General features: G+C 63.8%; 5 protein-coding genes, 1 tRNA gene and 3 rRNA genes. 8 read left to right on the forward strand and 1 reads right to left on the reverse strand.

Annotated features, from left to right (window positions below; genetic code table 11):
- Nucleotides 1–11 precede the first annotated feature (11 nt).
- The 8 genes from thyX to ACVHNB_RS09115 all read left to right on the forward strand — a co-directional run bounded on the left by thyX (nucleotide 12) and on the right by ACVHNB_RS09115 (nucleotide 10,330).
- Nucleotides 12–752, forward strand: coding sequence for an FAD-dependent thymidylate synthase (gene thyX, locus ACVHNB_RS09080; protein WP_428951908.1), 741 nt, complete (start codon nucleotides 12–14; stop codon nucleotides 750–752).
- Nucleotides 753–982: 230 nt separating this feature from the next.
- Nucleotides 983–1,882: a 4-hydroxy-tetrahydrodipicolinate synthase gene (dapA, locus tag ACVHNB_RS09085; protein ID WP_428951907.1), complete on the forward strand. Its 900-nt coding sequence runs from the start codon at nucleotides 983–985 to the stop codon at nucleotides 1,880–1,882.
- 140 nt (nucleotides 1,883–2,022) lie between these two features.
- Complete coding sequence (locus ACVHNB_RS09090; protein ID WP_428951906.1) at nucleotides 2,023–3,708, forward strand: ribonuclease J; 1,686 nt, start codon at nucleotides 2,023–2,025, stop codon at nucleotides 3,706–3,708.
- Nucleotides 3,709–4,233: 525 nt separating this feature from the next.
- Nucleotides 4,234–5,759: ribosomal RNA gene (locus ACVHNB_RS09095) — 16S ribosomal RNA — on the forward strand.
- 315 nt (nucleotides 5,760–6,074) lie between these two features.
- Nucleotides 6,075–9,195 (forward strand): 23S ribosomal RNA (locus ACVHNB_RS09100).
- A gap of 89 nt (nucleotides 9,196–9,284) precedes the next feature.
- Nucleotides 9,285–9,401: ribosomal RNA gene (gene rrf, locus ACVHNB_RS09105) — 5S ribosomal RNA — on the forward strand.
- The 16S, 23S and 5S rRNA genes sit together here, the layout of an rRNA operon.
- A 117-nt stretch (nucleotides 9,402–9,518) precedes the next feature.
- Nucleotides 9,519–10,181, forward strand: a complete 663-nt coding sequence (locus ACVHNB_RS09110) for a DegT/DnrJ/EryC1/StrS family aminotransferase (protein ID WP_428957522.1) — start codon at nucleotides 9,519–9,521, stop codon at nucleotides 10,179–10,181.
- Nucleotides 10,182–10,257: 76 nt separating this feature from the next.
- Nucleotides 10,258–10,330 (forward strand) — tRNA-Thr (locus ACVHNB_RS09115).
- A gap of 80 nt (nucleotides 10,331–10,410) precedes the next feature.
- Here the strand turns inward: ACVHNB_RS09115 and ACVHNB_RS09120 are convergent.
- Nucleotides 10,411–13,032, reverse strand: coding sequence for a SpoIIE family protein phosphatase (locus tag ACVHNB_RS09120; protein ID WP_428951905.1), 2,622 nt, complete (start codon nucleotides 13,030–13,032; stop codon nucleotides 10,411–10,413).
- Between the last annotated feature and the right edge of the window lie 121 nt (nucleotides 13,033–13,153).

The following is a 13,153-nucleotide window of genomic DNA, read 5'->3' on the forward strand; positions in this document are numbered from 1 at the left end:
CCCCTCAAGTCGTGACCGAAACCCCTGCTGAAGACCTCAAGCCGACGTTCCGAGGCGACGTCACCGTCGAGCTCGTGAAGCACACCGCGAGCGACGCCGACGTGCTGTTCGCGGCGCGTGTGTCCACGGTAGGCGAGCAGTCTTTGGACGAGCTGTCGAAGGACCCCGCCCGATCCAAGGGCCTCATCAACTACTTGATGCGCGACCGCCACGGCAGCCCGTTCGAGCACAACTCGATGACCTTCCTCATCAGCGCCCCGATCTTCGTCTTCCGCGAGTTCATGCGGCACCGCGTGGGCTGGTCGTACAACGAGGAGTCGGGCCGCTACCGGGAGCTCCAGCCGGTCTTCTACGTCCCGGACGCCGACCGCAAGCTCGTGCAGGAGGGCCGCCCCGGCAAGTACGTGTTCGTCGAGGGCACGCAGGCCCAGCAGGAGCTGACGGGCCGCGTCATGGAGGACTCGTACCGCCAGGCGTACGAGGCGTACCAGGAGATGCTGGCGGCGGGTGTCGCCCGCGAGGTGGCCCGTGCGGTGCTCCCGGTCGGCCTGTTCTCGTCGATGTACGCGACGTGCAACGCGCGCTCGCTGATGCACTTCATCGGCCTGCGTACCCAGCACGAGCTGGCCAAGGTCCCGTCCTTCCCGCAGCGGGAGATCGAGATGGTCGGCGAGAAGATGGAGGCGGAATGGGCCAAGCTCATGCCGCTCACGTACGCGGCCTTCAATGCCAACGGCCGCGTGGCGCCGTAGTCCTGGACGCGGACGTCTCTTGATCGTCGTGTCGCGCCGCGGCACAGATGTGCGGATCAGCCGACCGAAGTGTCCGTATTGCGGCATTTCGTAAAGTTCATCTAGCCTGATCAAACGGACCCGGCACTGCTTGAACCCCCGAGCAGGCAGTGCCGGGCTCCTTCTTTGTCGTGACTTGTCGCATCCCCCGAGGGGGGACCCGGCGCTGAGCAGCGAGTAGCGTGTTACCCATGGCTCCGACCTCGACTCCGCAGACCCCCTTCGGGAGGGTCCTCACCGCCATGGTCACGCCCTTCGCGGCGGACGGCGCACTTGACCTCGACGGCGCGCAGCGACTCGCCGCCCACCTGGTGGACGCAGGCAACGACGGCCTGATCGTCAACGGCACCACGGGCGAGTCCCCGACCACCGGCAACGCGGAGAAAGCGGATCTCGTACGGGCCGTCGTGGAAGCGGTCGGCGACCGCGCGCACGTCGTCGCCGGCGTCGGCACGAACGACACGCGGCACAGCATCGAGCTGGCCCGCGACGCCCAGCAGGCCGGCGCCCACGGTCTGCTCACGGTGACGCCGTACTACAACAAGCCCCCGCAGGAGGGTCTGCTCCGCCACTTCACGGCGATCGCGGACTCGACCGAACTGCCCGTGATGCTGTACGACATCCCGGGCCGCAGCGGCGTACCGATCAACACGGACACGATCGTCCGGCTCGCCGAGCACCCGCGCATCGTCGCCAACAAGGACGCCAAGGGCGACCTCGGCCGCGCCAGCTGGGCCATCGCCCGCTCCGGCCTCGCCTGGTACTCCGGCGACGACATGCTCAACCTGCCGCTGCTCTCGGTCGGCGCATGCGGCTTCGTCTCGGTCGTCGGCCATGTGGTCGCACCCGAACTGCGCGCGATGCTCGACGCGTACGTCTCCGGTGACGTCCACAAGGCCACGGAGATCCACCAGAAGCTGCTCCCCGTCTTCACCGGCATGTTCCGCACGCAGGGCGTCATCACCACGAAGGCCGCGCTCGCCCTCCAGGGCCTGCCGGCCGGACCGCTGCGCCTGCCCCTCGTGGAACTCACCCCCGCCGAAACGGCGCAGCTCAAGATCGATCTTGCCGCCGGTGGGGTACAGCTCTAATCACAGACTTCGAAAAGCTCCACAACTGAATCAACAGAACACGAGCAACACCCAAGAACCACCAACAACTGCTACTGCACGAACGTCACGCGCGCCACGTGCCTACAGGTACGTGGCGCGCGTGCTTAAGGGAGAGTCTTTTGAGTCATCCGCATCCTGAACTCGGCGCCCCGCCGAAGCTCCCGAAGGGCGGCCTGCGCGTCACCCCGCTCGGCGGCCTCGGTGAGATCGGGCGCAACATGACCGTCTTCGAGTTTGACGGCCGTCTGCTGATCGTCGACTGCGGAGTGCTCTTCCCCGAGGAGGAGCAGCCCGGAATCGACCTGATCCTTCCGGACTTCACGTCCATCCGGGACCGCCTCGACGACATCGAGGGCATCGTCCTGACGCACGGCCACGAGGACCACATCGGTGGCGTCCCGTACCTCCTGCGCGAGAAGCCGGACATCCCGCTGATCGGCTCCAAGCTGACGCTCGCCCTCATCGAGGCGAAGCTCCAGGAGCACCGCATCCGCCCCTACACCCTTGAGGTGGCCGAGGGCGACCGTGAGCGGCTCGGTCCCTTCGACTGCGAGTTCGTCGCGGTCAACCACTCCATCCCGGACGCGCTGGCCGTCGCCATCCGTACGCCCGCGGGCATGGTGGTCCACACCGGCGACTTCAAGATGGACCAGCTCCCGCTGGACCGTCGCCTGACGGACCTTCCCACCTTCGCGCGACTCGGCGAGGAGGGCATGGACCTGCTCCTCTCCGACTCGACGAACGCCGAGGTCCCGGGCTTCGTCCCGCCCGAGCGCGACATCTCGAACGTGATCCGCGGCGTCTTCGCCGGCGCCCAGAAGCGGATCATCGTCGCGTCGTTCGCCAGCCATGTGCACCGCATCCAGCAGATCCTGGACGCCGCGCACGAGTACGGCCGCCGGGTCGCGTTCGTGGGCCGCTCGATGGTCCGCAACATGGGCATCGCCCGGGATCTCGGCTACCTGAAGGTCCCGCCGGGCCTGGTCGTGGACGTCAAGACGCTCGACGATCTCCCGGACAGCGAGGTCGTCCTGGTCTGCACGGGCTCCCAGGGCGAACCGATGGCGGCCCTGTCCCGCATGGCCAACCGTGACCACCAGATCCGCATCGTCTCCGGCGACACGGTGATCCTGGCCTCGTCGCTGATCCCCGGCAACGAGAACGCGGTCTACCGCGTCATCAACGGCCTGACCCGCTGGGGCGCCAACGTCGTCCACAAGGGCAACGCCAAGGTGCACGTCTCGGGCCACGCGTCCGCGGGCGAGCTCCTGTACTTCTACAACATCTGCAAGCCGAAGAACCTGATGCCGGTCCACGGCGAATGGCGTCACCTGCGCGCCAACGCCGAGCTCGGCGCTCTCACCGGCGTTCCGCACGACCGCATCGTCATCGCCGAGGACGGCGTCGTGGTCGACCTCGTCGGAGGCAAGGCGAAGATCGTCGGCAAGGTTCAGGCCGGTTACGTCTACGTCGACGGCCTCTCGGTCGGCGATGTCGGCGAGCCCGCGCTCAAGGACCGCAAGATCCTCGGGGACGAGGGCATCATCTCGGTCTTCGTGGTGGTGGACTCGAGCACCGGCAAGATCACCAGCGGCCCGAACATCCAGGCCCGCGGCTCCGGTATCGAGGACTCCGCGTTCAGCGCCGTCGTCCCGAAGATCCAGGAGGTCCTGGAGAAGTCGGCCCAGGACGGCGTCGTCGAGCCCCACCAGCTGCAGCAGCTCATCCGCCGCACGCTGGGCAAGTGGGTGTCGGACACCTACCGCCGGCGCCCGATGATCCTCCCGGTCGTCGTCGAGGTCTGAGGCCACGCCGGAAGCACCTGAGGAGCGGGGCGCCTCGATTTGCATCGAGGCGCCCCGCTCCAGTAGGTTTACGGCTCCGCCCGAGGGGAACCCGCAGTGCTCACGCGCTGGGACCACGTCCCCGAGAGGGGCGGGAATTCCGACTCAGAATCTCTGATAAAGTCGGGAGCGCCGGAAAGGAAACCGCCAAAGCGGAATTCCTGGAAAGCGAAGCAAGACCCCGAGGAAGTCGGCCGGTGAAACGGTCTGATAGAGTCGGAAACACGAAATACCGAAGGGAAGCGCCCGGAGGAAAGCCCGAGAGGGTGAGTACAAAGGAAGCGTCCGTTCCTTGAGAACTCAACAGCGTGCCAAAAATCAACGCCAGATATGTTGATACCCCGACTCACTTCGGTGAGTTGAGGTTCCTTTGAAAAAGTCCTGCCGGTCACTGACCGGTAGGCGCACAGCGAGGACGCTGTGAACAAGGGGATTATTCCTCTCCTTGTTCCGCTCTCGTGGTGTCACCCCGATCACGGGGAAACATTCACGGAGAGTTTGATCCTGGCTCAGGACGAACGCTGGCGGCGTGCTTAACACATGCAAGTCGAACGATGAAGCCCTTCGGGGTGGATTAGTGGCGAACGGGTGAGTAACACGTGGGCAATCTGCCCTGCACTCTGGGACAAGCCCTGGAAACGGGGTCTAATACCGGATGACACTCCTTCAGGCATCTGAGGGGGTTGAAAGCTCCGGCGGTGCAGGATGAGCCCGCGGCCTATCAGCTTGTTGGTGAGGTAGTGGCTCACCAAGGCGACGACGGGTAGCCGGCCTGAGAGGGCGACCGGCCACACTGGGACTGAGACACGGCCCAGACTCCTACGGGAGGCAGCAGTGGGGAATATTGCACAATGGGCGAAAGCCTGATGCAGCGACGCCGCGTGAGGGATGACGGCCTTCGGGTTGTAAACCTCTTTCAGCAGGGAAGAAGCGAAAGTGACGGTACCTGCAGAAGAAGCGCCGGCTAACTACGTGCCAGCAGCCGCGGTAATACGTAGGGCGCAAGCGTTGTCCGGAATTATTGGGCGTAAAGAGCTCGTAGGCGGCTTGTCGCGTCGGTTGTGAAAGCCCGGGGCTTAACCCCGGGTCTGCAGTCGATACGGGCAGGCTAGAGTTCGGTAGGGGAGATCGGAATTCCTGGTGTAGCGGTGAAATGCGCAGATATCAGGAGGAACACCGGTGGCGAAGGCGGATCTCTGGGCCGATACTGACGCTGAGGAGCGAAAGCGTGGGGAGCGAACAGGATTAGATACCCTGGTAGTCCACGCCGTAAACGGTGGGCACTAGGTGTGGGCAACATTCCACGTTGTCCGTGCCGCAGCTAACGCATTAAGTGCCCCGCCTGGGGAGTACGGCCGCAAGGCTAAAACTCAAAGGAATTGACGGGGGCCCGCACAAGCAGCGGAGCATGTGGCTTAATTCGACGCAACGCGAAGAACCTTACCAAGGCTTGACATACACCGGAAAGCATTAGAGATAGTGCCCCCCTTGTGGTCGGTGTACAGGTGGTGCATGGCTGTCGTCAGCTCGTGTCGTGAGATGTTGGGTTAAGTCCCGCAACGAGCGCAACCCTTGTTCTGTGTTGCCAGCATGCCCTTCGGGGTGATGGGGACTCACAGGAGACCGCCGGGGTCAACTCGGAGGAAGGTGGGGACGACGTCAAGTCATCATGCCCCTTATGTCTTGGGCTGCACACGTGCTACAATGGCAGGTACAATGAGCTGCGATACCGCGAGGTGGAGCGAATCTCAAAAAGCCTGTCTCAGTTCGGATTGGGGTCTGCAACTCGACCCCATGAAGTTGGAGTTGCTAGTAATCGCAGATCAGCATTGCTGCGGTGAATACGTTCCCGGGCCTTGTACACACCGCCCGTCACGTCACGAAAGTCGGTAACACCCGAAGCCGGTGGCCCAACCCCTTGTGGGAGGGAGCTGTCGAAGGTGGGACTGGCGATTGGGACGAAGTCGTAACAAGGTAGCCGTACCGGAAGGTGCGGCTGGATCACCTCCTTTCTAAGGAGCATCTAGGCCGCCGGGCTTGCTCGGTGGTCCAGGGCCATTACGTCGGCAAACGTTCGACGGTGGTTGCTCATGGGTGGAACGTTGATTATTCGATCTGGTTCACGGGTCGGAGGCTGTGAGTACTGCTCTTCGGAGCGTGGAAAACATGATCTCCGGACGGGACCGGGTCGGGCACGCTGTTGGGTATCTGAGGGTACGGACTTGTTCCCGACCTCAATGCCGGCCCCAGTGCACTCGGACTACTGGTTCGGGGTGATGGGTGGTTGGTCGTTGTTTGAGAACTGCACAGTGGACGCGAGCATCTGTGGCCAAGTTTTTAAGGGCGCACGGTGGATGCCTTGGCACCAGGAACCGATGAAGGACGTGGGAGGCCACGATAGTCCCCGGGGAGTCGTCAACCAGGCTTTGATCCGGGGGTTTCCGAATGGGGAAACCCGGCAGTCGTCATGGGCTGTCACCCGCTGCTGAACACATAGGCAGTGTGGAGGGAACGCGGGGAAGTGAAACATCTCAGTACCCGCAGGAAGAGAAAACAACCGTGATTCCGGGAGTAGTGGCGAGCGAAACTGGATGAGGCCAAACCTACGACGTGTGAGACCCGGCAGGGGTTGCGTCGTGGGGGTTGTGGGATCTCTTTTCTACGGTCTGCCGGCCGTGGGACGAGTCAGAAACCGTTGATGTAGGCGAAGGACATGCGAAAGGTCCGGCGTAGAGGGTAAGACCCCCGTAGTCGAAACGTCAGCGGCTCGTTTAAGAGACACCCAAGTAGCACGGGGCCCGAGAAATCCCGTGTGAATCTGGCGGGACCACCCGTTAAGCCTAAATATTCCCTGGTGACCGATAGCGGATAGTACCGTGAGGGAATGGTGAAAAGTACCGCGGGAGCGGAGTGAAATAGTACCTGAAACCGTGTGCCTACAAGCCGTGGGAGCGTCGGATATGTGCTTGCACATATCTCGTGACTGCGTGCCTTTTGAAGAATGAGCCTGCGAGTTTGCGGTGTGTTGCGAGGTTAACCCGTGTGGGGAAGCCGTAGCGAAAGCGAGTCCGAATAGGGCGATTCAGTAGCGCGCTCAAGACCCGAAGCGGAGTGATCTAGCCATGGGCAGGTTGAAGCGGAGGTAAGACTTCGTGGAGGACCGAACCCACCAGGGTTGAAAACCTGGGGGATGACCTGTGGTTAGGGGTGAAAGGCCAATCAAACTCCGTGATAGCTGGTTCTCCCCGAAATGCATTTAGGTGCAGCGTCGTGTGTTTCTTGCCGGAGGTAGAGCACTGGATAGGCGATGGGCCCTACCGGGTTACTGACCTTAGCCAAACTCCGAATGCCGGTAAGTGAGAGCGCGGCAGTGAGACTGTGGGGGATAAGCTCCATGGTCGAGAGGGAAACAGCCCAGAGCATCGACTAAGGCCCCTAAGCGTACGCTAAGTGGGAAAGGATGTGGAGTCGCAGAGACAACCAGGAGGTTGGCTTAGAAGCAGCCACCCTTGAAAGAGTGCGTAATAGCTCACTGGTCTAGTGATTCCGCGCCGACAATGTAGCGGGGCTCAAGCGTACCGCCGAAGTCGTGTCATTGCAGCAAGAGGGCCAACGCCTGCTGTGATGGGTAGGGGAGCGTCGTGTGCCGGGTGAAGCTGCAGCGGAAGCTAGTGGTGGACGGTTCACGAGTGAGAATGCAGGCATGAGTAGCGATACACACGTGAGAAACGTGTGCGCCGATTGACTAAGGGTTCCTGGGTCAAGCTGATCTGCCCAGGGTAAGTCGGGACCTAAGGCGAGGCCGACAGGCGTAGTCGATGGATAACCGGTTGATATTCCGGTACCCGCTGTGAAGCGTCAAACATCGAATCCAGTGATGCTAAGGCCGTGAAGCCGTTCCGGACCCTTCGGGGAATGGAAAGTGGTGGAGCCGCCGGCCCAAGTTGGTAGTAGGTGAGTGATGGGGTGACGCAGGAAGGTAGTCCAGCCCGGGCGGTGGTTGTCCCGGGGTAAGGGTGTAGGACGTGATCCAGGTAAATCCGGTTCACATGAGTCTGAGACCTGATGCCGAGCCGATTGTGGTGAAGTGGATGATCCTATGCTGTCGAGAAAAGCCTCTAGCGAGTTTCATGGCGGCCCGTACCCTAAACCGACTCAGGTGGTCAGGTAGAGAATACCGAGGCGTTCGGGTGAACTATGGTTAAGGAACTCGGCAAAATGCCCCCGTAACTTCGGGAGAAGGGGGGCCATTCCTGGTGATGAGTCTTGCACTCTGAGCTGGGGGTGGCCGCAGAGACCAGCGAGAAGCGACTGTTTACTAAAAACACAGGTCCGTGCGAAGCCGTAAGGCGATGTATACGGACTGACGCCTGCCCGGTGCTGGAACGTTAAGGGGACCGGTTAGTCAAGATTCGTCTTGGCGAAGCTGAGAACTTAAGCGCCAGTAAACGGCGGTGGTAACTATAACCATCCTAAGGTAGCGAAATTCCTTGTCGGGTAAGTTCCGACCTGCACGAATGGCGTAACGACTTCTCGACTGTCTCAACCATAGGCCCGGTGAAATTGCACTACGAGTAAAGATGCTCGTTTCGCGCAGCAGGACGGAAAGACCCCGGGACCTTTACTACAGTTTGATATTGGTGTTCGGTTCGGCTTGTGTAGGATAGGTGGGAGACTGTGAACTCTGGACGCCAGTTCAGGGGGAGTCGTCGTTGAAATACCACTCTGGTCGTGCTGGATGTCTAACCTGGGTCCGTGATCCGGATCAGGGACAGTGTCTGATGGGTAGTTTAACTGGGGCGGTTGCCTCCCAAAGGGTAACGGAGGCGCCCAAAGGTTCCCTCAGCCTGGTTGGTAATCAGGTGTTGAGTGTAAGTGCACAAGGGAGCTTGACTGTGAGACCGACGGGTCGAGCAGGGACGAAAGTCGGGACTAGTGATCCGGCGGTGGCTTGTGGAAGCGCCGTCGCTCAACGGATAAAAGGTACCCCGGGGATAACAGGCTGATCTTCCCCAAGAGTCCATATCGACGGGATGGTTTGGCACCTCGATGTCGGCTCGTCGCATCCTGGGGCTGGAGTCGGTCCCAAGGGTTGGGCTGTTCGCCCATTAAAGCGGTACGCGAGCTGGGTTTAGAACGTCGTGAGACAGTTCGGTCCCTATCCGCTGTGCGCGTAGGAGTCTTGAGAAGGGCTGTCCCTAGTACGAGAGGACCGGGACGGACGAACCTCTGGTGTGCCAGTTGTCCTGCCAAGGGCATGGCTGGTTGGCTACGTTCGGAAAGGATAACCGCTGAAAGCATCTAAGCGGGAAGCCTGCTTCAAGATGAGGACTCCCACCCCCTTTGAGGGGTTAAGGCTCCCAGTAGACGACTGGGTTGATAGGCCAGATCTGGAAGCACCGTAAGGTGTGGAGGTGACTGGTACTAATAGGCCGAGGGCTTGTCCTCAGTTGCTCGCGTCCACTGTGTTGGTTCTGAAACCACGAACAACCGTCGAAGCCGATTGGCTACGGCTCCGGTTGACAGTTTCATAGTGTTTCGGTGGTCATAGCGTGAGGGAAACGCCCGGTTACATTCCGAACCCGGAAGCTAAGCCTTACAGCGCCGATGGTACTGCAGGGGGGACCCTGTGGGAGAGTAGGACGCCGCCGAACTAATTTTGAATAAAGCCTCAACCCCCGAGTATTCACTCGGGGGTTGAGGCTTTTTTGTTGTGCGTCACTTCTTGTTCACGTTCTGCGACCACCATCCAGGTCATGGGCACACTTGCAATGCTGCAGGCCGCAGGCGTCGGCGCCGGTGATGAAGTGATCGTGCCGGCCTTCGGCAACCCCGAGGTCGCCGAAGCCGTCGTGCGGGCCGGTGCAGCCCCTGTCTTCGCGGACATCGACCCGGACACGTACTGCATCGATCCCTCGTACGTCGCCAGCCGCCTGACTGAGCGGACCGCGGCCGTCGTCGCCGTCCACCGCTTCGGACAGAGAGCCGATGTCGCACGGCTGCGAGAACTCAGCCGCGGGCACGGGCTCCTCGTACTGGAGCAGGGCGAGTCCGAGAAGCCGTACGACGAAGTGGCTCAACGACGGAGCCACGCCGCCTACTTGAGCGGGCGGCTGAGCGGAGTACGGACGCCCTTCGGGCACGAAGGACACACCTATCAGCAGTACGTCGTGCGGGTGCCCGGGAACGGGCGGCCCGACCGGGACGCCTTCGCACGATTCCTACGGGGCAAGGGAGTCGAGTGCAGTGTGCCGGTGAAGACGCCTGTGCACCGCTTGTCGGCGTTCCGTCGCGATGTGGCGCTGCCCGAGACCGAGCGGGCCGCTGACGAGACGCTGGCGCTGCCCGTCGACGGAATGATGTCGCAGAGACAGCTGCAGCGAGTGGTGTCGGCCTGCAACGCACTCGGAGGACTGCTGCAACCGGCCTTCTAGACCGGCGGTTTTAGAGGGCCTGAACTTCAGGTATGATCTATTTCGTTGCCGAGCGGGAAACCGCAAAGAGCAACAGGCCCCTATAGCTCAGTCGGTAGAGCGTCTCCATGGTAAGGAGAAGGTCAGCGGTTCGATTCCGCTTGGGGGCTCAGGAATTGAGGCTCTCGCCCTGATCGGGCGGGGGCCTTTTTCCGTTGCCCCCGCCCCCGCCCGGGCTGAACCCGCGCCGTCAGTCGTGCTGGATACCGGGCACACGCATGGCGAGGATCGCCATGTCGTCCGACGGGGCATCCGCGGCGAAGCGCTCCACCGCGCGCATGATGCGGGCGGCGACCGCGCCGGCCGTCAGACCCGTACACGTCGACAGGACCTCGGCCAGGCCGTCGTCGCCGAGCATGCGGGTGCCCTCACGGCGCTCCGTGATGCCGTCGGTGACACAGAGCAGGACGTCGCCCGGGTCGAGCGTCATCGTCTGCTCGTACAGCTCCAGGTCGTCCATGACGCCGAGCAGCGGCTGCGGCTCCGCGTACGCCTCGACCGTGCCGTCCTGGCGCAGACGGAGCGGGAGCGGGTGGCCGGCGCAGACCATCTTGAGGACCGCCGAGCCGTCCTCCTGCGGCCACAGCTCGCCGTAAAGCAGCGTCAGGAAGCGGCTGCGGGCGCCCTCGTCCAGGATCGCCGCGTTCAGGCGCTCCAGGACGGCAGGGCCGCCGAAGCCCTCGCGGGCCAGCAGGCGCAAGGCGTGCCGGGCGAGGCCGGTGACGGCCGCGGCCTCCGGGCCCGTGCCGCAGACATCGCCGATCGCGAAGCCGTACGCGCCGTCGCGGATCGGGAAGAGATCGTAGAAGTCACCGCCGACCTCGTTGCCCTCGCCGGCCGCGCGGTAGATGACCTCCACCTCGACGCCCGGGACGTGCGGGAGCTCCGGCGGGAGGAGGCTGCGCTGGAGGGACTGGCTGATGGCCATGCGCTCCGAGTACAGCCGCGCGTTGTCCAGAGCGAGGGCGGCCCTGCGGCTCAAGTCCTCGGCCAGCTCCAGGATTTCCTGGCGGAAGTGCTCGTCCGTGGGCTTGCCCAGCGTCAGCATGCCGATCACGCGGTTGCGGGCGACCAGGGGGAGGACCACCGTCTCGCCGCCCACCGCGGAAGCCGTGGCGAGCGTGGTGCCGATGCCCGAGCTGACGCTGGCCGGTTCGCCGAGGCCGAGGCTGCGCATGGAGGTGCGGAGCGCCGCCTGGTGCGCCGCCTCCGCCGGAGCCGCCCACACGCGGGCACCCGGGGTCGGCACGGGTTCAGGCGGGGAGATCTTGGAGAGCAGCGCCTTGAGGCCGTCGATGCGGTCCTCGTCCTCGTGCAGGACATAGGAGAGGTGCGGCTCCGAGGCCTGGTCGGCGATCATGTAGACCGCGCACCAGGTGGCGAGGGTGGGGACCGTCATCTGCGCCATGAGGGCCAGGGTCTGGTCCCGGTCGAGGGTGCCGGCCAGCAGGTCGGAGGCCTCGACGAGGAAGCTGAGGGAGCCACGGCGCAGCTTCTCGAGTTCGCCCAGGCGGGCCGACTCGACCGCCATGGCGATGCGGTCGGCAGCGAACTGGAGACGCAGGGCCTCCTCGTTCGAGTAGCGGTCGGGGGACTCCGCCGCGACACCGAGCGAGCCGGTCAGACGGCCCTCCACCTTCAGCGGAACGGTGACGACCGAACGCATGCCCGTGCCGTTCAACAGCGGGACCGCGCCCGGTACTTGGGACAGGTCCTCGTGGACGGCCGGCATCCGCGCCGAACCGTAGCGGCCCGGGCCGACCTCGACCGGGACCCGGGCGAAGCGCTGGCGGGCCGAGGGCAGTCCGGTGGAGGCGCGGACCTCCAGCTCCGTCTCGTCGTCCGTGGCCAGCAGCAGGAACGCGGAGTCGCCGTCGAGCATGTCCCGAGCGCGCTCCACCGTGCGCTGGAGAAGTCCGTCCAGGTCGTCGGGTGCCGGGGACCCGATGAAGACCTCGAAGGCGTCCGGGCCCTGACTCTCGGAGTGGGCGGAACTGTCGGCTGCCGGGAGGCGCAGCGGCGTCTGCAGCACGGCGCGCTCGTGGTCGCGTACGAGGAGACAGACCGTCGACGGTTCGCCGTCGGTGTCGCGGACACGCAAGTGAGACGCGTACACGGGAGCCACACGGCCGCTGGCGCTGCGGATGCCGTAGCTGCCCTCCCAGCGGGAGAGCTGGAGCGCGTCGGCGATGCCCGTGCTGGTGCCAGGGGTGTGCGGCCACGCGGCGAGATCGGTGAGGGGCTTGCCGATGACCTGCTCCGCCACATATCCGAAGAGGTGCTCCGCGTCCTCGTTCCACGCCGTGATCGCACCGGACTTCTCGATCTGTACGACGGCGACACGGACGCGCTCGTCGGCGAGGGGCAGCAGGTCCGTGGGGAGCACGGGGCCCGCGGCGCGCGTGCCGACCGAGCGCTCGGGCAGGTCCAGTTGGAACCAGACCTGCTTGTGCGTGGCCGAATAGTCGACGCCCCAGCGGCCCGCCAGAGCCGCGCAGAGCTGGAGACCGCGGCCGCCCTCGCGGTCGGGGCTGCCCATGTTGATCGCGGAGGACTGAAGCGGGATCTCGCGCTCCGGATAGCGGTCGGAGACCTCGATACGGATGTGGTCGTCACTGCGCAGGCACAGAACCTCCGCGGACGTGCCCGCGTGAACGACGGCATTTGTCACGAGTTCGCTGGTCAGGACCACGGCGTCGTCGATGATGTCGGCGTAGCCCCACCCCTGCAGGGTGTCGCGTACAAAGGAGCGGGCCGTGGCGACGGACCGTCCGACCGGTTCGAAGGTGGCAGCCGCGCGCGCGGTGATCACAGAACTCCCTGTACGAGTCGTACTCGCTGTTCGAGTGTCGAGGCCCAGGTCTCCCGTACCCATGTCTCGGCCGCCCCTCCGATGCCCGCTCGTTTTCCGCCACCACCCAGGCCGGGCGGAC

It is taken from the genome of Streptomyces sp. YJ-C3 (assembly GCF_053891275.1).